General features: G+C 66.0%; 20 protein-coding genes. 6 read left to right on the forward strand and 14 right to left on the reverse strand.

Features of this window, described 5'->3' with window-relative positions; all coding sequences use genetic code 11:
- From mnhG to OU682_RS09960, 8 genes are all read right to left on the reverse strand, one after another.
- Window positions 1-384 (reverse strand): monovalent cation/H(+) antiporter subunit G, encoded by a 384-nt coding sequence (gene mnhG / locus OU682_RS09925; RefSeq protein WP_268941943.1) that lies wholly within the window; start codon window positions 382-384, stop codon window positions 1-3.
- The gene (locus OU682_RS09930; protein ID WP_268941944.1) at window positions 381-662 is read right to left on the reverse strand and encodes a K+/H+ antiporter subunit F; all 282 of its coding nucleotides are present in this window, start codon (window positions 660-662) and stop codon (window positions 381-383) included. Before OU682_RS09930 ends, mnhG begins: the two co-directional genes overlap by 4 nt.
- Window positions 659-1,144, reverse strand: coding sequence for a Na+/H+ antiporter subunit E (locus OU682_RS09935; protein WP_268941945.1), 486 nt, complete (start codon window positions 1,142-1,144; stop codon window positions 659-661). The genes OU682_RS09930 and OU682_RS09935 overlap by 4 nt, the downstream gene beginning before the upstream one ends.
- The gene (locus OU682_RS09940) at window positions 1,141-2,775 is read right to left on the reverse strand and encodes a monovalent cation/H+ antiporter subunit D (RefSeq protein ID WP_268941946.1); all 1,635 of its coding nucleotides are present in this window, start codon (window positions 2,773-2,775) and stop codon (window positions 1,141-1,143) included. Before OU682_RS09940 ends, OU682_RS09935 begins: the two co-directional genes overlap by 4 nt.
- Window positions 2,772-3,116 (reverse strand): Na+/H+ antiporter subunit C, encoded by a 345-nt coding sequence (locus tag OU682_RS09945; protein WP_268941947.1) that lies wholly within the window; start codon window positions 3,114-3,116, stop codon window positions 2,772-2,774. Before OU682_RS09945 ends, OU682_RS09940 begins: the two co-directional genes overlap by 4 nt.
- On the reverse strand, window positions 3,116-6,004 hold the full coding sequence (locus OU682_RS09950; RefSeq protein WP_268941948.1) for a monovalent cation/H+ antiporter subunit A: 2,889 nt from the start codon (window positions 6,002-6,004) through the stop codon (window positions 3,116-3,118). The genes OU682_RS09945 and OU682_RS09950 overlap by 1 nt, the downstream gene beginning before the upstream one ends.
- Window positions 6,005-6,286: 282 nt before the next feature.
- Window positions 6,287-7,378 (reverse strand): FAD-binding oxidoreductase, encoded by a 1,092-nt coding sequence (locus OU682_RS09955; protein WP_329609797.1) that lies wholly within the window; start codon window positions 7,376-7,378, stop codon window positions 6,287-6,289.
- 8 nt (window positions 7,379-7,386) lie between these two features.
- Complete coding sequence (locus tag OU682_RS09960; RefSeq protein ID WP_268941949.1) at window positions 7,387-8,619, reverse strand: aromatic ring-hydroxylating oxygenase subunit alpha; 1,233 nt, start codon at window positions 8,617-8,619, stop codon at window positions 7,387-7,389.
- 465 nt (window positions 8,620-9,084) lie between these two features.
- Here OU682_RS09960 and nrdH point away from each other — a divergent pair, with 465 nt between their 5' ends.
- From nrdH to nrdF, 4 genes are all read left to right on the forward strand, one after another.
- Window positions 9,085-9,306 carry a glutaredoxin-like protein NrdH gene (gene nrdH, locus OU682_RS09965; RefSeq protein ID WP_268941950.1) on the forward strand — a complete coding sequence of 74 codons (222 nt, stop codon included), beginning with the start codon at window positions 9,085-9,087 and terminating at the stop codon, window positions 9,304-9,306.
- A gap of 4 nt (window positions 9,307-9,310) precedes the next feature.
- Window positions 9,311-9,757 (forward strand): class Ib ribonucleoside-diphosphate reductase assembly flavoprotein NrdI, encoded by a 447-nt coding sequence (nrdI, locus tag OU682_RS09970; RefSeq protein ID WP_268941951.1) that lies wholly within the window; start codon window positions 9,311-9,313, stop codon window positions 9,755-9,757.
- Window positions 9,742-11,865, forward strand: a complete 2,124-nt coding sequence (gene nrdE, locus OU682_RS09975) for a class 1b ribonucleoside-diphosphate reductase subunit alpha (protein ID WP_268941952.1) — start codon at window positions 9,742-9,744, stop codon at window positions 11,863-11,865. Before nrdI ends, nrdE begins: the two co-directional genes overlap by 16 nt.
- A gap of 78 nt (window positions 11,866-11,943) precedes the next feature.
- Window positions 11,944-12,915: a class 1b ribonucleoside-diphosphate reductase subunit beta gene (gene nrdF, locus OU682_RS09980; protein WP_268941953.1), complete on the forward strand. Its 972-nt coding sequence runs from the start codon at window positions 11,944-11,946 to the stop codon at window positions 12,913-12,915.
- On the opposite strand, the gene OU682_RS09985 is transcribed toward nrdF, so the two are convergent.
- Window positions 12,864-14,504: an NAD(P)H-hydrate dehydratase gene (locus OU682_RS09985; RefSeq protein WP_268941954.1), complete on the reverse strand. Its 1,641-nt coding sequence runs from the start codon at window positions 14,502-14,504 to the stop codon at window positions 12,864-12,866. The genes nrdF and OU682_RS09985 overlap by 52 nt on opposite strands.
- A 154-nt stretch (window positions 14,505-14,658) precedes the next feature.
- On the opposite strand from OU682_RS09985, the gene OU682_RS09990 reads away from it, so the two are divergent.
- Together OU682_RS09990 and glnA are read left to right on the forward strand one after the other, a co-directional pair.
- The gene (locus OU682_RS09990; RefSeq protein ID WP_268941955.1) at window positions 14,659-14,997 is read left to right on the forward strand and encodes a P-II family nitrogen regulator; all 339 of its coding nucleotides are present in this window, start codon (window positions 14,659-14,661) and stop codon (window positions 14,995-14,997) included.
- An 83-nt stretch (window positions 14,998-15,080) separates the two neighbouring features.
- Window positions 15,081-16,487, forward strand: a complete 1,407-nt coding sequence (gene glnA / locus OU682_RS09995; protein ID WP_268941956.1) for a type I glutamate--ammonia ligase — start codon at window positions 15,081-15,083, stop codon at window positions 16,485-16,487.
- 45 nt (window positions 16,488-16,532) lie between these two features.
- Here the strand turns inward: glnA and OU682_RS10000 are convergent, their stop codons facing one another.
- The 5 genes from OU682_RS10000 to OU682_RS10020 all read right to left on the reverse strand — a co-directional run bounded on the left by OU682_RS10000 (window position 16,533) and on the right by OU682_RS10020 (window position 24,476).
- Window positions 16,533-17,411, reverse strand: coding sequence for a LysR family transcriptional regulator (locus tag OU682_RS10000; RefSeq protein ID WP_268941957.1), 879 nt, complete (start codon window positions 17,409-17,411; stop codon window positions 16,533-16,535).
- Window positions 17,412-17,510: 99 nt separating this feature from the next.
- Window positions 17,511-17,762 (reverse strand): hypothetical protein, encoded by a 252-nt coding sequence (locus OU682_RS10005; RefSeq protein WP_268941958.1) that lies wholly within the window; start codon window positions 17,760-17,762, stop codon window positions 17,511-17,513.
- Between the two features lie 111 nt (window positions 17,763-17,873).
- A complete protein-coding gene (locus tag OU682_RS10010) occupies window positions 17,874-18,752 on the reverse strand; it encodes a transglutaminase family protein (RefSeq protein WP_268941960.1) in 879 nt (292 codons plus the stop codon).
- Entirely contained in the window at window positions 18,752-21,109 is a 2,358-nt protein-coding gene (locus OU682_RS10015; RefSeq protein ID WP_268941961.1) for a circularly permuted type 2 ATP-grasp protein, read from the reverse strand. The genes OU682_RS10010 and OU682_RS10015 overlap by 1 nt, the downstream gene beginning before the upstream one ends.
- 34 nt (window positions 21,110-21,143) lie before the next feature.
- The gene (locus tag OU682_RS10020) at window positions 21,144-24,476 is read right to left on the reverse strand and encodes a transglutaminase family protein (RefSeq protein WP_268941962.1); all 3,333 of its coding nucleotides are present in this window, start codon (window positions 24,474-24,476) and stop codon (window positions 21,144-21,146) included.
- Window positions 24,477-24,494: the final 18 nt, after the last annotated feature.

Raw genomic sequence — 24,494 nt, forward strand, 5'->3', positions numbered from 1 at the left:
TCAGCCCTGCGCGGGAGGTTCGGGGTGTTGCGGGCGGAGCTGCATGTCTTCGGGCAGGACGGGCGATCGCTCGGCCCGGTCGCGCTGAAGGGCGGCACGGGCCAGCATCATCAGCGTGACCGGCGTGGTCACGACGATGCAAAGGCCGATGACGAATTCATGGATCACCGCGCGCCCCTCGATCACGCTGAACATCAGCGCCGAGGCGATAATGATTCCGCCCGTTCCCCAGCTTGTGGCCAGCGTCGGCGCGTGAAGCCGGTCGTAGAAGCTGGTCAGCCGCGCGAAGCCAAGCGCGCCGATCAGCGTCAGGGTCGAACCCAGCACGACCATGATTGCGACCGGGATGGCGATGAACAGGGGAACGGCCTGAAGCGGGCTCATTCGATCACCTCGCCGCGGAACAGGAACTTGGCCAGCGCGACCGAGGTGACAAAGCCCATGATGGCAATCACCGTCGCCGCCTCGAAGAAGAAGGCCGTGCCAAGCTGCATCCCCGTGACCAGGAACAAGAGCATGATCGAGACATAAAGGGCGTCCAGCGCCAGCACCCGGTCCTGCGCACGCGGGCCGCGCAGAAGCCGCGTGCCGGCAAGGCAGCCCGCCAGCGCAAGGGCCACCTGCGCGTAACCCAGGGCGATGGTCAGGATCGTCGCGCTCATTCAAAGATCTCCATCAGCATCGGTTCATAGGTCTTGCCGATCACGTCGCGATAATGATCCGCTTGGGTCGCGTCGAAGATGTGCAGCACCAGCGTGCCCGTATCCGCGACATATTCAAGCCAGGCCGTGCCGGGCGTCGCCGTCAGGATGATCGCCAGCACCGCCAGCGCGTTCTCGTCGGTGATCTTCAGCGGCACCTGCATGAAGGCCGAGCGGCGCGTGCCCCGGCCCTCAGTCAGCAGCAGGCGGGCGACGTTGATGTTCGAGAGGATGATGTCCCAAAGCAGCGTGGCGACCAGCCGGGGGATGACGCGCCAGCGCCTGACGCGGGGCTTTGCGGGGTGCAGCGCCGAATAGGCCCAGCCGGCGACAAGCGACAGCGCGGTGCCCAGGATCAGGTAGCCCAGGGAAAAGCGCGTCAGCATCAGCCACAGCAGGACCAGCGACGCCGACAGGACGGGATGGGGAACCAGTCTTGTCATGGCGCCGGATCCTCGGACCGGTCGGCGACGCGGGGGGTTGCGAACACGCCATAGGCATAGGCCTCGGTGTCGTGCAGCGCGCGGGCCGTGCCCGTCGTATAGCGCAGCATCGCCTCGGCCTTGAGGCTGGTCAGGGCCAGGATGACCAGCAGGCCGATCACCGGGGTGATTTCCAGCGCCAGCACACGGGGCAGGGCGATGTCGCTGGCCCAGAAGGTCTGGATGCCGATCCGCGCCATGCCGATCAGGGTGGCGAATCCCGATACGATCAGCAGCACGATGAAGGCCCAGGCCAGGCCCGCAGGCAGCGCGGTCTGCGCGATCAGGGCCTGCACCATCGCCAGCTTGCCGATGAAGCCCGGCAGCGGCGGAAGCCCTGCCAGCATCAGAACGCACAGCGCGAAGCAGATGCTCAGCACGGTCATCGCCGGGATGTCCAGGCCCGCATCCGGCACCTCGTCCAGATCCGTGTCATCCAGGCCATAGGCATCGGCGGTCAGCGCCAGCATCGCGGCGATGCCCCCGTCCTCGCGGTTCATCGGCTCGATCAGCAGGAACAGCGCCCCCGCCGCCAGGACCGAGCCGATCAGATAGTAGAGCGCCCCCGACAGCATCGCCGGGCCTCCACCCGCCAGCGCGAAGCCGGTGATGCCCAGGACCGTCCCGGACGAGATCAGCACCGAATGCGCGGCCATGCGCCCCAGGCCCTGCGACGACAGCACCCCCAGCAGCCCGAACAGAACCGTGGCCATGCCCAGGACGATCAGGACGCTGGCGCCGAAGCCGGTGGATGCCCCGCCGGTTTCGCCGAACAGCAGCATGGACAGGCGCAGGATCGCGTAAACGCCGACCTTGGTCATGATGGCAAACATCGCGCCCACGGGCGCGGCCGCCGCCATGTAGGCCGTGGGCAGCCAGAAGGACAGCGGCCAGCTGCCAGCCTTGACCAGGAAGGCCACCGCCAGAATGGCCACGCCCGCATGCAGCAGCGGCCGGTCCTCGACCGAGACTTGGGCGATCAGGTTCGCCAGATGCGCCATGTTCAGCGTGCCCGTGACGCCATAGATCAGGCTGACGCCGATCAGGAACAGCAGCGAAGCCGCCAGGTTGATCGCGATGTAATGCATCCCCGCCCGCACCCGCAGCTGGCCCGAGCCATGCAGCAAAAGGCCATAGGAGGCGGCCAGCAGGATCTCGAAGAAGACGAACAGGTTGAAGACGTCACCGGTCAGGAAGGCGCCGTTCAGGCCCATCAGCAGGAACTGGAACAGGGAATAATAATGCGGCCCCTGCCGGTCCCAGGCCGCATGGGCATAGACCAGCGACGGGATCGCCAGCAGCGCGGTCAGAACCAGCATCATCGCGGCCAGCCTGTCCAGCACCAGCACGATGCCATAGGGCGCGGCCCAGTCCCCCAGCAGATAGAAGCTGATGCCTTCCGCGTCGCTGATGTCGCCGCCGGTCTTGGCGCGCACCACCAGTTCCACTGCGATCAGCAGCTGCGCCGCCGTCGAGACGATCGAAAGCCAGAACTTCGCCTCGCGCTGCTGCCGGTCGTCGTAAAGCAGCATCAGCGCGCCCGTGACGAAGGGGATCAGGATCGGCGCGATGATCATGTGTTCGCTGATCATTGGCTGCGCTCCTTTCCGTCGACATGGTCGGTGCCGGTCAGGCCGCGCGACACGATCATGACCACCAGGAACAGCGCCGTCGTGGCAAAGCTGATGACGATGGCGGTCAGGACGAGAGCCTGAGGCAGCGGGTCTGCGTAAAGTGTCGGGTCAATGAAACCACCCTTCGGCATGATCGGGGGCGCGCCGGGGGTCAGGCGGCCCATCGAGAAGATGAACAGGTTGACCGCATAGGACAGCAGGCACAGCCCGATGACCACCTGGAAGCTGCGCGGACGCAGCACCAGCCAGATGCCCGACGCGGACAGGATACCGATGGCGGCAGACAGGATGATCTCCATCAGGCAACCTCTTTCCGGGCAGCGGCTGCTTCGTCCATCTCGCGACGACGACTGGCGCGCAGCGACTGGTGGGCGATGGCAACCAGCATCAGCACCACGGCGCCGACCACCGTGGCAAAGACGCCGATGTCGAACAGCAGCGCGGTGGCCGCCGGGACCTCGCCCACAAGGGGGATGTGGACATAGCGGGCATGCGCCGTCAGGAAGGGATAGCCGAAGAGCCAGGCCCCCATGCCGGTCGCGACCGAGACCAGAAGGCCGATGCCCATCCAGCGGATCGGCAGCACGGTGATGCGCGATTCGACCCAGCGGACATTGGTGCCGATGTACTGGACCAGGAAGGCGATCGCCAGCGTGACGCCCGCCGCGAAGCCTCCGCCCGGCAGGTCATGGCCCCGGAAAAAGAAGTAACCCGCGACCATGATCAGCACAGGGAACATCCAGACCATCACGACCGACGGCACGTAGAGATAGTCGTCCAGCGACGGGCTGTCGGCCAGGGTCTGCTGGTCCGGCGCCTCGACGCTTTCGGGGGCGGGCCGGAAGCGGCGCAGCAGCGCATAGACGGTCAGCCCCACGATCGCCAGCACGGCGATTTCGCCGAATGTGTCGAAGGCACGGAAATCGACCAGGATGACGTTGACGACATTGGTGCCGCCGCCCTCGTAATAGGCATTGCCCAGGAACCAGTCGCCCAGGTTGCTGATCAGCGGCCGCGTCATCATGGCAAAGGCGATGCTGGCGATGCCCAGGCCGCCGATGACGGCGATCACCAGGTCGCGGGCGCGCCGAACCTTGGCGGGCAGCAGCTTGTCCTCGGCAATCTCGGAGCGGCGCTTGGGCAGCCACCGCAGCCCCAGAAGCAGCAGCACGGTGGTCGCCACCTCGACCAGCAGTTGCGTCAGGGCAAGGTCTGGGGACGAGAACCAGGCGAAGGTCAGGCAGGTCACGACCCCCGCGCCGCCCAGCAGGACCAGGGCGGCGAAGCGGTGATACTTGGCCTGCCAGGCCGCGCCGATGGCACAGGCCGCGCCGACCAGCCACAGCAGCCCGAAGCCCGGGTTCGGCGCGTGCAGCCGCAGGTCGGACGCGAAGCTCAGCGCCCCCCACAGCGCCCCGCACGCGACAGCGATGGCCGTCAGCACCAGCAGGCGAAGCTGCGGTTGCAGCGCCTCGGTCGAAAGCCACCGCAGTGCAAGGCGGGGCAGCCGCCACGTCAAGCGGAACAACAGCCAGTCATAGACGCGCTGGCCCCGGATGCGGTGCAGCAGGAAGGGGCCTTCCGGACCGTCGGAGATGGATTTCGCGCTGAGCGCATAGATCAGCGTGCCGACGCCCAGGGCCGCCAGGCTCATCATCAGGGGGGCGTTGACGCCGTGCCAGACCGCAATCTTGTAATAGGGCATGTCGGCCCCCGCGACCGAGCGGGCGGCGGTGTTAATGATCGGCCCCAGCGTCAGCGCGGGGAAGATGCCGACCAGCAGGCAGATCAGGACCAGCAGCTCGACCGGGCGGCGCATCCAGGCGGGCGGTTCATGCGGAGGTTTGGGAAGATCGGTCGCCTGGGGGCCGAAGAAGACGGTCGCGATGAAGCGCAGCGAATAGGCGACCGACAGGCTGCTGCCGACAATGGCGAAATAGGGCAGGGCGTCGTCCAGCCAGGTGCCGTTGTGCCAGTCCACGGCCTCGGCAAAGAACATCTCCTTGGACAGGAATCCGTTCAGCAGCGGCACGCCCGCCATGGCGGCGGCGGCGACGATGGCCAGCGTCGCGGTATAGGGCATGGGCCGGAACAGCCCGCTCAGCCGGCGCATGTCGCGGGTGCCGGTCTCGTGGTCGATGATGCCTGCGGCCATGAACAGCGAGGCCTTGAAGACCGCATGGTTGCAGATGTGGAAGATCGCGGCCAGCAGCGCCACCCGACCGCCAATCCCGGCCAGCGCGGTGATCAGGCCCAGGTGGCTGATCGTGGAATAGGCCAGCAGCCCCTTGAGGTCGTGGCGATAAAGCGCGACCACCGCGCCCAGGACCAGCGTGACGCAGCCCGCGCCGGTGACGGCAAAGAACCAGGCCTCGGTCCCGCCCAGGACCGGCGCGAAGCGGACCAGCAGGAAGACGCCCGCCTTCACCATGGTCGCCGAATGCAGGAAAGCCGAGACCGGCGTGGGCGCGGCCATCGCGCCGGGCAGCCAGAAGTGGAACGGGAATTGCGCCGACTTGGTGAAGGCGCCCATCAGGAACAGCGCCAGCATCGGGCCATAGAGGGAATGCGCCCGGATCTTTTCGCCGGCCCGCAGGATCATGCCCAGGTCATAGCTGCCCGCCGCATGGCCCAGCATCAGCATCGCCACCAGCAGGCAGAGCCCGCCAAGCGCGGTGATGATCAGCGCCGTCCGCGCCCCGTCGCGTGCCGCCGCGCCTTGGTGCCAGAAGCCGATCAGCAGGAAGGACATGAACGAGGTCAGTTCCCAGAAGACCACCATCACCAGCACGTTGCCGGAAATCAGGATGCCCTGCATGGCGCCCGTGAAGGCCAGCAACAGCGCGTAAAAGCGCGGCAGGCTGTCGTTGCGGCCCATGTAGTATCGCGCATAGATCACGACCAGCAGCCCGATCGACAGGACCAGCGTGGCGAACAGCCAGGCAAAGCCGTCCATCCGCAGCGCCATGTTCATGCCCAGAGAGGGCACCCATTCCAGGCGGGCGCGCAGCACGTTGCCTGCCTGGATTTCAGGCAGGAACGCAAACAGGACCGCCAGCCCACCCGCCATGGACAGGGCCGAAAGCCAGCTGGAAGCTCCGCGCGCGCCCTGGGGGAGGGTCAGCAGGATCAGCGAGGTCGCGAAGGGAAGGCAAGCCAGCAACAGGAACAGATTGTGTTCGGCCATGCTTGCCTTGCCCTCACCCTGGATAAATGCATCGCGGTCCCCGCGCATGCCGGTGCGAATCTGGTTCCGGGGTATCGGGAACAAGCGGCGCCAGGCGGTCGGGGGTTTGGACCCGAATGCCTTCCGCCACGGCCAAGATCAAGGCTGGATTGACGGCAAGGGCCAGATTTCTCCAACTTTTCCGTTACCCCTTCCCGGGGGGTGGGCAAGGCCTGCGGCAGATTGTCCCGGCATTGAACCAAGAGGCGCGCGCCGCCGTTGGGGCACGGCGCGCGCGGGTTCTCAGACCTCGACCTCGATCTTGCCCATGGGATGGGAACAGCAGGCAAGGATATATCCGTCCTCGATATCCTCGTCGCTGATGCCGCCGTTGTGGACCATGTGCACCTCGCCCGAGACCTTCCTGATCCGGCAGGTGCCGCACAATCCGAAGGTGCAGCCCGATGGGATGTTCAGCCCCGACCGCTTGGCGACGGCCAGAACGGTGTCCGTTTCCGCGCAGGCGGCGGTGACGCCGCTGGCGGTGAAGGTGATCTGGGCCTTGGCGCCTTCCTCGGGCGCGACATCCTCTATCACCGGGGCATCGGCCTCGGTCATGATCGGGGCACCGAAGCTTTCCTGATGGTAATGGTTCATGTCGAAGCCGAGCGCGATCAGAATGTCGCGCACGGCCTGCATGAAGGGCTCGGGGCCGCAGCAGAAGACCTCTCGCTCCAGGTAGTCGGGGGCCATCAGGCCCAGCATGATCTGGTTCAGCCGCCCACGATAGCCGGGCCAGGCGCCGAAGGCATCCTGTTCCTCGACCGTGAAATGCAGCTGCAGGCCAGGAGTGCGGCTGGCGAACTGCTCCAGCCGGTGGCGGAAGATGATGTCGGACGGACGCCGCGCGGCGTGAACGAAGGCGATGTCGGGCGCTTCGCCCGAATCCCAGGCCCAGGTGGTCATGGACATCATCGGCGTGATCCCCGACCCGGCCGAGATGAACAAGTATTTCTTCGCCGGATGCTTGTGGAAGCTGAAGATGCCTGACGGGCCGAAGGCCTTGATCCGCACGCCGGGCTTGAGGTTGTTCAGCATCCAGCGCGTGCCGACCGACATCGGCTGCGCCTTCACCGTGACCGAGATCGACAGCGGCCGCGACGGGCTGGAACTGATCGTGTAGGTCCGCTGGACATTGCCCGCCTGGCCACGCGCGGGATCGACGGGCAGGTCAAGCGTGATGAACTGCCCCGGCTGATAGTCGAACCACGCCCCCGACGGCGCCCGGAAGGTGAAGGTGGCAGTGTCCGGTGTTTCGGGAACCACCATCGTGCATTCCAGCAACTCGTCGTCGGACCACGGCTCGGCGGCCCAGTTCAGGCGTGGCTTCTTCATCAGTTCTCTTACTCCGCAGCGACCGAGGTCGGGGTCAGCCGCCGGGCCATCAGCCCGCAATACCAGTCGATCAGGTGGATGACGCCGGCTTCCTGCGTCGGCGAATAGGGGCCGGGCTGGTAGGCGGGCGACAGGATGCCGCGCTGGTTTTCCTCGACGACCTGACGGTCCTCGTCGTTGGTGTTCAGCCACACCTCGGTCAGCTTCTGCAGGTCATAGTCCACGCCCTCGACCGCGTCCTTGTGGACCAGCCACTTGGTCGTGACCTCGGTCTCGGTGGGGCTGATCGGCAGGATGCGGAAGACGATCGCGTGATCGGGCAGGAAGTGGTTCCAGGACGAGGGGAAGTGATAGAACATCAGGCTGCCCGCGTCGTTCCAGGGGATCGTCCCCATCCGGCGCGACACGGCGGCCTTGCCCGACATGGTGAAGCTTTCCTGGTTGTCCATCAGCGGCACGCGGGCCATGCGCCATTGCATGTCGGGCGCGTTGGTGAAGCGCGAGGGCAGGCCCGCCGCGTCGCAGCGCGCCCAGTGGTCCAGGATCTCGGGGGAGGCGGAATTCGGGCCTTCCATCACCGTCATCAGCGGATCGTCGGAATAGGTCCGGCACAACGAGGGATGCGAGCCGCCGCAGTGATAGCACTCGCGGTTGTTCTCCATCACCAGCTTCCAGTTGCCCTTCTCGATGATGGTCGAGCTGAAGGCGATCTTGCTGTCGGCGATGCCCGACGGCTGCACGAAGCGGGGCAGGTTGGCGGCCAGTTCGTTGATCGCGGGCGGGATCTGGGCCAGGCAGATGAAGACCATGCCGCCCAGGTCCACGCAATGGACCGGCTTCAGCCCGTATTTGCTGGCGTCGAACCCTTCGCCCATGTCGCGGGCGTAAAGCAGCTTGCCGTCCAGGTCATAGGTCCACTGGTGATAGGGGCAGACCAGCTTGGGGTTGGACCCGTTCGTCTTGGCGCAAAGCCGCTGGCCGCGATGGCGGCAGACGTTGTGGAAGGCGCGGATACGGCCGTCGCCGCCGCGCACCACGATCACCGGATAGGCGCCGACATTCAGGGTGACGAAGTTGCCAGTCTTGGGGATCTCGCAGGAAGGCAGCGCGAAAAGCCATTCGCGATACCAGATCTGTTCCAGATCGTCCTGGAAGGCCTGTTCGCCGCAATACAGGTCGCGCGGCAGGGAAAAGCCGGGAACGCGTTCTGCGATCAGGCTGGCGGTCGAGGTCGTGTTCATGTCTGGACCCATGGAGGTGCTGGCTGCTATGGGGTGCAAGTTAGACGCATTGTCGCGCAAAAATGGCAGAATTGCGACCTTGTGACGCATGATTGAGACATGGCTGGCTGCCATGCTGAAATACACGGCGGCAGGTGGTGCCGAAAAAGCAACAGCGGTGTTTTTCCTCCAAGTCAGAAACCGAATCGCCTGTCAACATGTTGACGTGTCGTTGGCAAATATGGCTAGATGATGTGGTGATGCCCCCTTGCGGTTGTCGATATGCAACAGCTAAGAGGGCGACCGGATCACGCAGGAACGACCTCCTTGGCAAGCCGATGGCTGGCAGGGCAGTCTGACCGAGAGGTCCGGGGCCAAGGCTGGCCATGACAGGAAAACGACACCGGGCAGCAGGCCTGACAGAGCGGTTCGGGGACTTGTCCTGCGGCCTGTCCGACTCTGCCCGAAGCAGAAGGAGCAGTGCGCATGACCATCACCGTTTATTCCAAACCCGCTTGCGTGCAATGCACCGCAACCACCCGTGCGCTTGATGCCCGCGGCTTGTCCTACAGCGTCATCGACCTGACCGAGGATGCCCAGGCGATGGAGCGCGTGACGGCGCTTGGCTATCGCCAGGCGCCCGTGGTCATCGCGGGCGATGCGCATTGGGCGGGCTTCCGGCCCGACATGATCGGCCGGCTGGCGTAAGTCCGTGGCAGGCGGGGCATGGTGGGGCGAGACCCCACCCTGCGGGCTGGTCTTCTATTCCTCGGCCTCGGGGAACACGGCGCGCTTCGTGGCGCGCCTGGGCCTTCCGGCGATGCGGATCCCGATCCGGCCCACGGATCCGATGCCTGTGGTTGACGGTCCCTTTGTCCTGATCTGCCCCACCTATGCGGACGGGCAGGGGCGCGGCGCGGTCCCGAAGGCCGTGATCCACTTCCTGAACGATCCCCGCCGCCGGGCCGGCCTGCGCGGCGTGATCGGCGCGGGCAACCGCAATTTCGGCGCGACCTTCGCCCTTGCGGGCCGCGTTATCGCAGAAAAATGCAATGTCCCCGTGCTGTGGCGGTTCGAGCTGGCGGGGACGGACACTGACATTCAAAAGGTCCGCACGGGCCTTCATCAATTCCGGGGGTTGGAATGCTTGACGGTCTGAAGCCAGAACTGGACTACCACGCGCTGAACGCGATGCTGAACCTGTATGACGCCGACGGGCGCATCCGGTTCGACGCGGACCGCATGGCCGCGCGGCAGTATTTCCTGCAGCACGTGAACCAGAACACCGTCTTCTTCCATTCCCTGGACGAGAAACTGGATTACCTGGTCGAGGAAGGCTATTACGAGCCCGAGGTCCTGGACCAGTATTCCAAGAATTTCCAGCGCGCGATCTGGGACGCCGCCTTCAAGCGCAAGTTCCGCTTTCCGACCTTCCTGGGCGCGTTCAAGTACTACACCAGCTATACGCTGAAGACCCGCGACGGACAGCGCTACCTGGAGCGCTACGAGGACCGCGTGGTAATGGTGGCCCTGGCACTTGCGCGCGGGGACGAGGCGCTGGCGATGCGCTTCATGGAGGAGATGCTGTCGGGCCGCTTCCAGCCCGCGACGCCGACCTTCCTCAACGCCGGCAAGAAGTCGCGGGGCGAGCTGATCTCGTGCTTCCTGCTGCGGCTTGAAGACAACATGGAATCGATCGGCCGATCCATCAACTCGGCCCTGCAGTTGTCCAAGCGCGGCGGCGGCGTGGCCCTGATGCTGACCAACCTGCGGGAAGCCGGGGCGCCCATCAAGGGGATCGAGAACCAGTCGTCCGGCGTGATCCCGGTGATGAAACTGCTGGAAGACAGCTTCAGCTATGCCAACCAGCTTGGCGCGCGGCAGGGCGCGGGCGCGGTCTATCTGAACGCGCACCATCCCGACATCATGCGTTTCCTGGACACCAAGCGCGAGAACGCGGACGAGAAGATCCGCATCAAGACGCTTTCGCTTGGCGTGGTGATCCCCGACATCACCTTCGAGTTGGCCAAGAAGAACGCCGACATGTACCTGTTCTCGCCGCATGACGTGCAGAAAGTCTATGGCGTGCCGTTCTCGGAGATCTCGGTGACCGAGAAATATGCCGAGATGGTGGACGACAAGCGCATCAAGAAGCGCAAGATCAACGCCCGCGAATTCTTCCAGACCATCGCCGAAATCCAGTTCGAGAGCGGCTATCCCTACATTATGTTCGAGGACACGGTGAACCGCGCCAATCCCGTGCATGGCCGCATCACCATGTCGAACCTGTGCAGCGAGATCCTGCAGGTCAACGAGGCTTCCGAGTTCAACGAGGATCTGAGCTATTCGCACCTGGGCACGGACATTTCCTGCAACCTGGGTTCGCTGAACATCGCCGCGACCATGGACGGCCCCGACTTCGGCGCCACCATCGAGGCCGCCATCCGCGCCCTGACCGCCGTGTCCGAGATGTCCGCGATCGAGGCCGTGCCGTCGATCCGGCGCGGCAACGACGAGGCGCATGCCGTGGGCCTGGGCCAGATGAACCTGCACGGCTTCCTGGCGCGCGAGCGGATCCATTACGGATCGCCCGAGGGGGTCGAGTTCACCAGCGTCTATTTCGCCGCCGTGGCCTTCCACGCCATCCGCGCGTCGAACCTGCTGGCGAAAGAGCATGGCAAGACCTTCAAGGATTTCGAGAAGTCGAAATACGCCGACGGGTCGTTCTTCGAAAAATATACGACCCGCGACTGGCTGCCCGCGCTGCCCGACGTCGCCCGCGTCTTCGAGAACGTGACCCTGCCCACGCGGGAAGACTGGGCCGCGCTGAAGGCCGAGGTGATGCAGCACGGGCTGTACAACCGAAACCTGCAGGCGGTGCCGCCGACGGGTTCGATCAGCTACATCAACAACTCGACCAGTTCGATCCACCCGATCGTCAGCAAAATCGAGATCCGCAAGGAAGGCAAGATCGGCCGCGTCTATTACCCCGCCGCCTTCATGTCGAACGAGAACCTGGAATACTATCGCGACGCCTATGAGATCGGCCCCGAGGCGATCATCGACACCTATGCCGCCGCGACAGAGCATGTGGACCAGGGCCTGAGCCTCACGCTGTTCTTCCCGGCCGAGGCGACGACGCGGGACATCAACCGCGCCCAGATCTATGCCTGGAAGAAGGGCATCAAGACCATCTACTACATCCGCCTGCGCCAGACCGCGCTGGAGGGAACCGAGGTCCAGGGCTGCGTGTCCTGCACCTTGTAATCCGGCGGTGCGTGTGAACACGCACCCTACCCAACCCGTAGGGTGCGTGCTTGCACGCACCATCCGAAAGGCCACGCGATGAAAGACCTTGCCCCACACGCCGCCGCGCGGGCGATCAACTGGAACCGTCTGGACGACGAGAAGGACCTGGAGGTCTGGAACCGCCTGACGGTGAACTTCTGGCTGCCGGAAAAGGTGCCGCTGTCCAATGACGTGCAAAGCTGGGCCACGCTGCGCCCGGCCGAGCGGGAGCTGACGATCCGCGTCTTTACCGGGCTGACGCTTCTGGACACGGTGCAGAACACCATCGGCGCGCCCTCGATGATGCCGGACGCGATCACCCCGCACGAGGAAGCGGTGCTGTCCAACATCGCCTTCATGGAGGCGGTGCATGCGCGGTCCTATTCCTCGATCTTCTCGACCCTGTGCCTGACCAAGGAGGTGGACGAGGCCTTCCGCTGGTCCGAGGAGAACCCGCACCTGCAGGGCAAGGCGCGGCTCATCCTGGAGGAATACAAGGCGGGCTCGGACCCGCTGAAGAAGAAGATCGCATCGGTCTTCCTGGAAAGCTTCCTGTTCTATTCGGGCTTCTACCTGCCGATGTACTGGTCTAGCCGCGCGAAGCTGACCAACACCGCCGACCTGATCCGCCTGATCATCCGCGACGAGGCGGTGCATGGCTATTACATCGGCTACAAGTTCCAGCGGGCCCTGGAGCGCGAGACCGAGGCACGTCGGGCCGAGTTGAAGGACTTCGCCTTCTCGCTAATGTTCGAGCTCTACGACATCGAGCAGAAATACACGGCCGAGCTTTACGACGGCATCGGCCTGACCGAGGACGTGAAGGCCTTCCTGCACTACAACGCCAACAAGGCGCTGCAGAACCTGGGCTACGAGGCGCTGTTCCCGCCCGCCGCCTGCGAGGTGAACCCCGCGATCCTGGCCGCGCTGTCGCCCGACAGCGAGAACCACGATTTCTTCAGCGGGTCCGGGTCGTCCTATGTCATCGGCAAGGCGGTCGCGACCGAGGACGAGGACTGGAACTTCTGAAGCGCGCGCAGGACCTGCGGGACGATGTCCGGCAGGTCGTCCGCGATCAGCCCGGGGCCGAACAGGCGTGCGGCCCGGGCATGGATCAGCGTGCCAAGGCTGGCGGCGTCCAGCGGCGTCAGGCCGCGCGCCAGAAGTCCGGTGATCATCCCCGCCAGAACGTCGCCCGCGCCTGCGGTGGCAAGCCAGGGCACGTCGAAGGCGGAATGGATGCGGGCGCGCCCGTCGGGGTGGGCGATCACCGTATCGGGGCCTTTCAGCAGGACCACGGCACCGCAGCGCGCGGCGGCTTCGCGTGCGGCGTCCAGCTTGGACCAGGCGGGGCCCTGCGTGGGGGTTTCTTCTAGCCGTTCCGCAAGGTCGGGAAACAGGCGCGCGAACTCGCCCATATGAGGGGTCAGGACGCAGTCGCCATGCAGTCCGGCCATGAGATCCGCGTTCCGTGACAGGGCGGTCAGGACGTCGGCATCCAGCACAGTGGCACGCCGGGCCCGCAACAGGTCAGCCAGCAGGTCAGCGGCGCGGCCGATGCCGCAGCCGGGGCCGATGCAGACTGCATTGATGCGCTTGTCGGCCAGCAGGTCACACAGGCCCCCGGCATCGTCGATGGCGAGGCGCATCAGCGCATCGGGCGGGCCGGAGTGTTCGTGCAGGGCCTCCCGCGACGGGCCGACGGTCACCAGGCCGGCACCGATCCGCAGCGCCGCACGGGCGGACAGGCGCGCGGCACCGCCCTTGGCTGGCCCGCCGGCAAGAACCAGCGCATGGCCGTGGCTGTATTTGTGCGAGCCTGAAACCGAGTGCTTCCCCAACGTCGCGGTTGGTGAACGGAACCGCTGGTCGGGAATGTCGAATCCAGGCCAGATTGCCTGCAACCGGACAGGCCGCTGGCCGGGGCCGTCGAGGGTGCGCTCTCTCCAGGATTGCAGCCCGATATCGGCCACGACCAGCGCGCCGCAAAGCACCGGTCCAAGGCCGATCAGATGCCCCGGCTTCGGGCTGTCGAAGGCCACGGTCAACCGCGCATGGGGGGCAAATCCGCCGCCGGTGCGCGGTTGGCCCAGCATGGCGCCACTGTCCATGCACATCCCGCTGGGGCAATCCACCGATACCACGCAAGGGCGATGGTCCCGGCCACCCGATCCGCCCAGATGAGCGAGGATCGCGGCGATCTCGCCCTCGGGCGCACGGGTCAGGCCGGTGCCGAAGATCGCATCGACACAAGCATCGCTTTCAGGACCGTTCCGCAACTCCCGTTCGGTCAGCGGCGCGATTCCCCCGATCATCTGCCATTGCCGCTTCATCTCGGCGGCGTCCGGGCCGGGCGTGTTGTCCATCCCCAGAACCCGCACCTGCCAGCCCGCCCGGTGCAGCAGGCGCGCGACCACGTAACCGTCGCCACCGTTGTTGCCGGGTCCGCACAGCACCGTCGCCCGTCCCGCCTTGGGCCAGCGCAGGCGAATCTGGTCCGCGACGGCGCGGCCCGCGCGCTCCATCAGGTCCAGCCCCGTCACCTGTCCGCTGGCCATCGCGGCGGATTCGATGGCGCGCATTTGGGCGGTCGTCAGAACTTCGGTGCCTTTCAGCATGGCTTATGCCTTTTCGTTCATCATGAAGCACAAAAAAGAGGCACAAACCCCTGGTCTGTCTGATTGCAGGCCCGATCCATGCCGCAGCCCGTTTACCCCTGCAAGGAAACCCGCCAAGCAGGCGTCAGGCAAGCCGCGAGGAAGGATCATTGCGATGAAGAAGGTCGAGGCGATCATCAAGCCGTTCAAGCTGGATGATGTGAAGGAAGCGCTTCAGGAAGTGGGCGTGCAAGGTCTTTCCGTCACCGAGGTCAAGGGCTTTGGACGCCAGAAGGGTCACACCGAACTTTATCGCGGCGCGGAATACGTGGTCGATTTCCTGCCCAAGGTGAAGATCGAGATGGTCCTGCCGGACGATCAGGTCGAGGCCGCGGTGGACGCCATCATCGGCGCGGCACGCACCGAAAAGATCGGCGACGGCAAGATTTTCGTTTCGCCTGTCGAGCAGGCAATCCGCATCCGCACGGGTGAAACCGGCGACGACGCGGTCTGAGCACAACAAGAACAAGATCCCAACAGGACTTTCGTGCCCGGCGCCGTTGATGGCCGGGCCGCATCTACGAAGAAAGGGAAGAGATGACAGTCAATGAGGTTTTGAAGCTGCTGAAGGACGAGGAGGTCGCCTATGTCGACGTCCGCTTCACCGACCCCAAGGGCAAGCTTCAGCATGTGACGCTGGATGTGGACCTGATCGACGAGGACTTCTTCGAGGAAGGCTTCATGTTCGACGGCAGCTCGATCGCGGGCTGGAAGTCGATCGACCAGTCCGACATGAAGCTGATGCCGGATCCCGCCTCGGCCTATCTTGATCCGTTCTATGCCGAAAAGACCCTTTGCGTGCATTGCAACGTGGTCGAGCCGGACACGGGCGAGGCCTATGCCCGCGACCCGCGCGGCACCGCCGTCAAGGCCGAGGCCTACCTGAGATCCTCGGGCATCGGTGACGCGGCCTATTTCGGCCCCGAGGCCGAGTTCTTCATCTTCGACGACGTGCGCTATCAGGTCACGCCGCAGAAGGTGTCCTACCAGATCGACGCGACCGACGCGGCCTGGAACACCGACACCGAATACGAGATGGGCAACCAGGGCCATCGCGCGGGCCACAAGGGCGGCTATTTCCCGGTGAACCCGATCGACGCGGCCCAGGACATCCGGGGCGAGATGCTGTCCACCATGAAGCGCATGGGGATGAAGGTCGACAAGCACCACCACGAGGTTGCCTCGGCGCAGCACGAGCTGGGGCTGATCTTCGGGTCGCTGACCGAGCAGGCCGACAACATCCAGAAGTACAAGTACGTCATCCACAACGTCGCCCATGCCTATGGCAAGTCGGTGACCTTCATGCCCAAGCCCATGAAGGGCGACAACGGGTCGGGGATGCACGTCAACATGTCGATCTGGAAGGACGGCAAGCCGCTGTTCGCCGGCGACAAGTATGCCGACCTGAGCCAGGAGGCGCTGTATTTCATCGGCGGCATCCTGAAGCACGCCAAGGCGCTGAACGCGCTGACCAACCCTTCGACCAACAGCTACAAGCGCCTGATCCCCGGCTTCGAGGCCCCGGTCCTGCGCGCCTATTCGGCCCGCAACCGGTCGGGCTGCGTGCGTATTCCGTGGACCGAATCGCCGAAAGCCAAGCGCGTCGAGGCCCGCTTCCCCGACCCGGCGGCCAACCCCTATCTGGCCTTCGCCGCCCTGCTGATGGCGGGCCTGGACGGGATCAAGAACCGGATCGATCCGGGCCCCGCGTCGGACAAGGACCTGTACGATCTGCCGCCCGAGGAACTGGCCGAAATCCCGACTGTCTGCGGTTCGCTGCGCGAGGCGCTGGAGGAACTGGAGAAGGACATGGACTTCCTGCTGGCGGGCGACGTCTTCACCCGCGACCAGCTGGAAGCCTATATCAAGCTGAAATGGGAAGAGGTCTATGCCTACGAGCATACGCCCCATCCGATCGAATACGCGATGTATTACAGCTGCTGAGGCTTGGGGCAGTGACACGGAAAGGCGCCCTTCGGGGCGCCTTTTCTATTGCAGCCGCAGCTTGGCCGCGAAATCCAGGAAGCTGCGCATCGCGCCGGTCAGCAGCTTGCCGGACGGATAGATCAGGCTCACCGGCAGGTCGGGTAGGGCATAGTCGGTCATCAGCACCTCCAGCCTGCCCGCCGCCACATCGTCGCCGGCGATGAACTCGGGCAGCAGCGCCAGCCCCCTGCCGTTCAGCGCCATGGAATGCAGCAGTTCGATGTTGTTGCTGGAAAAGCTGGGCCTGACCTGTTGACGGATGGTCCGGCTGCCCCGGCGCAGGGGCCAGGTGTTGTTTCCCGGCAGGTTGGTGAAATGCAGGCAGTCGTGGCGCAGAAGGTCGGCAGGGCGTTCGGGGCGCCCGCATCGCGTCAGGTAATCGGGCGAGGCGACCAGCAGGAGCCGCGCCGAATGCAGCCGCCGGGCATGCAGCGAGGAATCCTTCAGGTTGCCGATGCGGATCACGGCATCGAAGCCCTCACCGATGATGTCGCTGGTGCCGTCGTCCAGCACGACCTGCAACTGGATGTCGCGATACCGCTCCATGAAGTCCAGCAGATGGGGCTGCAGCACCTTCAGCGTGTAGAAGATCGGGCTGCCGATCTTCAGCGCGCCCGCCGGGCTGGTGGTGGACCTGGCTGCCTCGGTCGCCGCGTCCAGCCGGGCCAGGATGTCGCGCAGATCGCGGCTGTAGGACAGGCCCGTGGCGGTCGGCGTCACCTTGCGCGTGGTCCGCACCAGCAGCCGGACGCCCAAGTGAGCCTCCAGATCCGCGACATGCTTGCTGCACAGGCTGCGGGAAATACCCATGCGCCCAGCGGCGGCCGCAAAGCTGCCCTCGTCCACGACGCTGACAAAGGTGCGAAAGACGCTGATATCCATTTGGCTCCGGTGGTCCATCACGGGCGCCACCATGCACCGGGGCGCCAAAAAGGAAAACCGCCCCGAAAGGGGGCGGTGTTCAAGGGGTCGGGGGTGCGATCAGCGGGTATAGGTCGAGCGCGAGCCGGGGGCCGAAAAGTCGCTGACGGTCAGGTTCGCATCGGCATCAAGGCCGCGACGGGCAAGTTCCTTGCCGGACAGCACATGGCCCGCCTTGACCTGGACCGGGTTCTGCGCGGTCACGGGCGCGGTCGGCATGTCGTTGTGATCATTCGTCAGGTTCAGGCCCGAGGCCTGTGCGGCCCCGGTCGCTAGAACCAGTGCGCCGATGAGGGTTGCAATGTTTTTCATCGGTCTGTTCCTTCTGTGTCGTTTCAGTGACACAGAGATAAGCCAGTGAATCGGCAGGGATTAGGGCATCAATGCTGGCTTCAGTGTTCGATGATGCTGCACAATCGGCGTCTAATCCTCGGCCACAATGTCCACGCTGTGGCTGCCCGACTGGCTGCCCGCCAGCCGCATGGACCCGGTCACCGGCGCCACGTCGCCATAGTCGCGGCCATAGCCGATGGTGACGTGGTTTGCGGCGACAAAGCAGGTGTTCGTCGGGTCGTATTCGGTCCAGCCCGCCTCGGCCCCCGTCCAGGCGCGGACCCAGGCATGCATCGCGTCCGCACCTTCCAGCCGGGGCTTGCCCGGCGGCGGGACCGTGCGCAGGAAGCCCGACACATAGGCCGCCGGTATCCCCAGGTTGCGCAGGCCCGAGATCATGATCTGCGTGAAATCCTGGCACACGCCGCGACGGCCCGCGAAAGCTTGGGCAATGGGTGTGTCCACCTCGGTCGCGCGGGCGTCGAAGCGCATGTGGCTGTGCAGCGCGATACCCAAACACTCCACCGCCTCGCGCACGGTCGAGGCGCTCCCGCAGGCGGCCCGGGCGAAATCCGCGATTTCCGCCAGCAGCGCGACCCGGGGCGAGGCGCGCAGGAAGTGATGGGGCGAATGGGGACCAAGGTCGGTGATGTCGTCCAGATCCTGCTCCAGCCGGTCCAGCGGGGCCGACAGGTCCAGTTCCGATTCACCGGGCAGGCGCAGCACCCGGCCCGCCATGTCGAAGCGGATCTGCGTCAGCCCGGCGGGCAGGACAAGCTGCGTGACCTCGTTCCCGAAGAAGTCGATGAAGCCGCTGCGTTCGGCGGGGGGCGGGGTGACGGTGATGCTGGCCTGCTGCACCTCTTGCATCCCGGGCAGGTCCGCCGGGCTGATGCGCAGAAGCTGCCGCCCCGCGCCCGTGGGGCGGGCGAAGTCATAGCGGATGGACAGGCGCAGGCGATACAGCATCAGTGAAAATAGCTTGTGGTCAGCAGATCCGACAGCATCGCGATCCTTCCGCGCACCTGCCACAGCGTCTCCGTCGTCAGGGTGTCAGGGTCGGTCGTGGCCAGTTTCGCGTGCAGGCGCAGCACCTCGCGCGCCAGGGGGGACAGGGCGCCTTGGTCGTTGGCGGCGGGCAGCATGTCCACCTGTTCGCGCAACCCGTCGATCTGGTGGCGCAGCGCGCGCGGGTTCAGCGGGTCCAGCCCCAGAAGATCGATCACGGTCGCGCGCGAGACGCTGAAGGAAAAGCGGCGGCGATGCGTCAGCACGCTGTCGCCGACCTCGATCGCCAGTTCCAGCGCACCCTCGGGGGCGCCGGGGTCGCACAGGACCGCCAGCAGCGCGGCCGTGCCCATGGCGCGTTCGTGCAGGCGCCCGATGGTCAGGAAGCGCCAGTCGATGAAGCGGTACATGTTTTCATGCACCAGCCCCGATATCCCCGCCAGCTTGCGCAGCAATGCGGAAAGTGTACGGGCCGCGTCATCGCCGGGCGCCACCTTGGGGGCCAGCGCCCGGGCGGTGCGGTCGATGTCATGCAGCGCGGACCAGGCATCGGGCGAGAAGCGGTCGCGCACGCTGCTGGCGCTGCGGATGGCGGCGGACAGGTTGTCCAGCAGTCTCTGCGGGATGGGCTCGCGGGCGTCGATGCCTATCTGGCGGAACAGCGGATCGAAGCCTGCCAGCAGTTGCGCGCCGGCCTTGTCGGATTCGGCCAGGCGGGTGTGATAGGCGCGCATCAGGCGCACGATCCCCTCGGCCCGTTCGGCATAGCGGCCCAGCCAGAACAGGTTGTCGGCGGCGCGGGCGGGCAGGCCGCCCGGGACCAGCCGCTTGTCCGCCACGCCAGCCTGGCGCGCCATGGTGATGGCCGGGACGGAGGCCTTGCTGACCACCCAGACATCGGCGGCGGCTCCGCCTTCCTGCATGGCGATGGCCGATACATCCGCGCCCGTCCCGATGCGGGCAAAGCCGCCCGGCATGACCGCCCAGCCATCGGCGGTCCGCGCCAGATAGACGCGCAGGGCCATGGGGCGGGGCACCAGCTTGCCATCGACCAGGGCAGGGGTGGTGGACAGGGTCACGGCCTCTTGCGCGACCAGGTTGCCGCCGCCCTGGGCCAGCCGCCTGTCCAGCACATCGGCGGGCAGCCCGACAGCGCGGGTCGGGTCGTCCTTGGGATCGAAGGGCAGGCGGGTCGTCAGCGCATCGGCCAGCACCATCCGGCGCGGGCTGGCGCGCACCGCCTCGCGCGCGGCAGGGTTGCCGCACCACCAGGTGGCGATATTGGGCATGGCCAGCGGGGCGCGCACCAGTTCCGGCGCAAGCTGCGGCAAAAAGGCCATCAGGGCGCGCGTTTCCAGCACGCCCGAGCCCAGCGAATTGACCATCGTCACCGAACCCGCCCGCAGCGCCGCGACCATGCCGGGCGTGCCGATGCGGGATGCCGGGTTCAGTTCCAGCGGGTCGGCATAATGCCCGTCCAGCCTGCGCCACAGCACATCGACCGGCCGCATCCCCTGGACGGTGCGTACCATCAGCCGGTTGTTCGCCACGCACAGGTCATCGCCCTCGAGCAGGGCAAAGCCCAGATAGCGCGCAATATAGGCGTGCTCGAAATAGGTCTCGTTCATCGGGCCGGGGCTCAGGATCGCGATCCGGCTGTCCTTGTCGCCGGCCTGGGCCTGCAGCGCATCGCGGAAATCGCGGAAGAAACCGGCCAGGCGATTGACATTCTCATCCGCGTAAAGCTCGGAAAAGGCCCGGGTGGTGGCGACGCGGTTTTCCAGCGCATATCCCGCGCCCGAGGGTGCCTGCGTCCTGTCCGCCAACACCCACCATTCGCCGTCCGGGCCGCGGCCCAGTTCGAAGGCCAGGAAATGCAGGAAATGCCCGTTCCTCGGCCTGACGCCGACCATCGGACGCAGCCATTCCGGGTTTCCCGCGACCAAAGCGGCGGGCAGCCGACCCGAGGCCACGAGTTCGTTCGGGCCGTAAAGGTCGGCCATCACCGCTTCCAGCAGGTCGGCGCGCTGCCGCAGGGCCAGGCCGATTTCTTTCCATTCATCATCGGCCAGCAGGACGGGAAGATGGCTCAGAGGCCAAGGGCGTTCGACGGATTCGCCGCCGCCGTATTGGCGATAGAAGACGCCGCTATCCAGCAGATAGCGGTCCGCGCGCGACAGGTTGTGGGACAGGCCGTCTTCCGACAGGGCGTCCAGATGCGCGACCATCCGCCGCCACAGCGGGCGGACCTTGCCGTCGGGCGCGACCATCTCGTCCGGGACGCCGGGCAGGGGGCGATAGCTTGCCGTCCGCGACATTCGGCCCGGATATGCCCTTTCGCCCGCCACGCCCCTAGACCCCTGGAGCGCGGCGCAGATCCAGCGTCAGCGGGAATTCGCGGTGGACCCGTTCGGCCTGGACGGTATGGCCATGGCCGGGGCGGTGGCCGTGCGGGGTGAAGCGGGCCAGCCGCCGGGCCTCGGCCTCGTTCCCGTTGACGGGGAAGGTGTCATAGTTCCGCCCCCCGGGGTGGACCACGTGATAGACGCAGCCGCCAAGCGCACGGCCCGACCAGGTGTCGAAGATGTCGAAGGTCAGCGGCGCATCGACCCGCAGGACCGGGTGCATGGCGGATGCCGGCTGCCAGGCCTTGAAGCGCACGCCCGCCACGGATTTGCCCGCGCCGATGTCCGTCAGCGGCACCGCGCGCCCGTTGCACAGCACCTGATAACGCGCGGGATCCGGTGCCGCCAGCTTGACCTGCAAGCGTTCGGTCGAACTGTCGGTATAGCGCACGGTCCCGCCGATGGCCCCGGTTTCGCCCAGGACGTGCCATGGCTCCAGCGCCTGGCGCAGTTCCAGATGGACGCCCTCGACCTCGACCTCGCCGCAGAAGGGGAAGCGGAACTCGGCCTGGGCCTTGAACCAGTCCTGCTGCATCGGGAAGCCGTGGTCGGTCAGGTCGCGCAGCACGTCGCAGAAGTCCTGCCACACGAAATGCGGCAGCATGAAGCGGTCGTGCAGCGCAGTGCCCCAGCGGGTCAGGTCGCCCGTGGCGGGCGTCTTCCAGAACCGGGCGACCAGCGCGCGCAGCAGCAGTTGCTGGGCAAGGCTCATCCGCGCGTCGGGCGGCATCTCGAAGCCCCGGAACTCGACCAGGCCAAGGCGGCCGGTGGGACCGTCGGGGGAATAAAGCTTGTCGATGCAGATTTCCGCCCGGTGGGTGTTGCCGGTCACGTCGGTCAGGATGTTGCGCAGCAGCCGGTCGGTCAGCCAAGGCAGGGGTGGCGTGCCACGGTCGGGCGCGGGAATCTGGGCCAGCGCGATCTCCAGTTCGTAAAGCGCGTCGTGCCGCGCCTCGTCGATCCGGGGGGCCTGCGACGTTGGCCCGATGAACAGCCCCGAGAACAGGTAGGACAGCGAGGGGTGGCGGTTCCAGTGCAGGATCAGGCTGGCCAGCAGGTCGGGGCGGCGCAGGAAGGGGCTGTCGTTGGTCGTGGCGCCGCCCACGACGACGTGGTTCCCCCCGCCGGTGCCGGTATGCTTGCCGTCGATCATGAACTTTTCCGCGCCAAGCCGCGACTGGCGCGCGTCGTCGTAAACCCCCTGGGTGATCTCGACGCAGTCGTCCCAGTTCGCGGCCGGGTGGATGTTCACCTCGATCACGCCGGGATCGGGGGCCACGCGGATCACGTTCAGGCGCGGGTCATGGGGGGGCGCATAGCCTTCCACATGCACCTTGAGGTTCAGGCGCAGGGCCGCGGCCTCAACCGCGCGCAGCAGGTCCAGGTATTCTTCCAGCGTGGCGACCGGGGGCATGAAGACGCAGAGCCGCCCGTTCTTGGGCTCGACCGACAGGGCGGTGCGGACCATGCCCTGCAGTTCAGGGGCGCCTGTGCCGGGCAGCTGCTGCACGACATCCTGGACCGGCTGGTTGGCGACAAAGCTTGCCATGGGCTGCGACTTGCGGTCGGGCGCGATCTCGCCCGGATTGGCCAGCGGCGTGCGTTCGACCGTCGGGTCGGTGGGGTTGATGTAGGGATAGACCGAGGCCGGCAGATGCGGCAGCGAGGATAGCGGCAGGCGGTATCCGACCGGGCTGTCGCCGGGCACCAGGAAGACATGCCCCCGCCGCAGCCGCCAGCGCTCGGAATACCATTGCAATCCTGCCTTCGATTGCCATGCCTGGATCGGCAGAACGAAGCCGGTGGGCGTCGTCAGGCCGCGATTGAAGACGGTGGCGATGCGGTGGCGCGCCTCGGGGTCTTCCAGCTTGCTGTTCTCGGGGGTGACATTGGCGGGCAGGTTGGCCTCGCGCACCAGCCATTCGGCGGGGTCCTCATAGGCGGGCAGGACGTTCTCGTCGCCGATCCCCAGCTCGGCGGCCATTTCCCGCAGCAGTTCCTGCGCCTGCAAGGGCGTCACCGCGCCTTCGTCGGCTTCCTGCGCGATCAGGTCGGGATTCTGCCAGACCGGCAGCCCGTCCTTGCGCCAGTAGAGCGAGAAGGTCCAGCGGGGCAGCGTCTCGCCCGGATACCACTTGCCCTGCCCGTAATGCAGGAAACCGTTGGGCGCGAAACGGTGGCGCAGCTTGCGGATCAGCACGTCGGCGCGGTTGCGTTTCGTCGGACCGACGGCATCGGTGTTCCATTCGGCGGATTCGAAATCGTCGATGGACACGAAGGTCGGCTCTCCGCCCATGGTCAGGCGCACGTCGCCCTCGCGCAGGGCGGCATCGACATGGTGGCCCAGCCGGTTCAGGTCGGCCCAGGCCTCGTCGCTGAAGGGCTTGGTGATGCGCGGATGTTCGGCCACGCGGCGGATCTGCATGTCGAAGTCGAAATCGACCTCGGCAAAGCTGGCCATGCCGCTGATCGGGGCGCAGGACCGGTAATGGGGCGCGGCTGCCAGCGGGATATGGCTTTCACCGGCCAGCAGGCCCGATGTCGGATCAAGCCCGATCCAGCCCGCGCCGGGGATATAGACCTCGGCCCAGGCATGAAGGTCGGTGAAGTCATGGGTGGTGCCGGACGGGCCATCCAGCGCCTGCAGATCCGGCTTCAGCTGGATCAGGTAGCCCGACACGAAACGCGCGGCAAAGCCCAGGTGCCGCAGGGCGTTGACCAGCAGCCAGGTGGAATCGCGGCACGATCCGCTGCGCAGGTCCAGCGTTTCCTCGGGTGTCTGGACGCCCGGCTCCATGCGGATGGTATAGGCGGTTTCCCCGGCGATGCGGGCGTTCAGGGCGACCACGAAATCGACGGTGCGGGTCTTTTCGCGCGGGATGCTGGCCAGCAGCGCCGCCAGCAGCGGCCCGGCGGGTTCGGCCTGGCGATAGGGGACCAGTTCCTCGGCCAGTTCGGGAGCATAGTCGAAGGGCCAGTGTTCGGCGCTGTCTTCGACGAAGAAGTCGAAGGGGTTGTAGACGGTCATGTCCGCGACAAGATCGACCTCGATCTTCAGTTCGCGCACGGGCTCGGGGAAGACGAAGCGCGCCATCCAGTTGCCGAAGGGATCCTGCTGGTGGTTCACGAAATGCTTGTCGGGCGTCACCTTCAGCGAATGAGAGATGACCCGGGTGCGCGAATGCGGCGCGGGACGCAGGCGGATCACCTGGGGACCAAGGACCACCGGACGGTCATACTTGTAATGCGTCAGATGATAGATGCTGGCCTTGATGGACATGCGCGCTGCCCCCCCTGT

The sequence above is a fragment of the Paracoccus benzoatiresistens genome (genome assembly GCF_026913015.1).
Lineage (GTDB): Bacteria > Pseudomonadota > Alphaproteobacteria > Rhodobacterales > Rhodobacteraceae > Paracoccus > Paracoccus benzoatiresistens.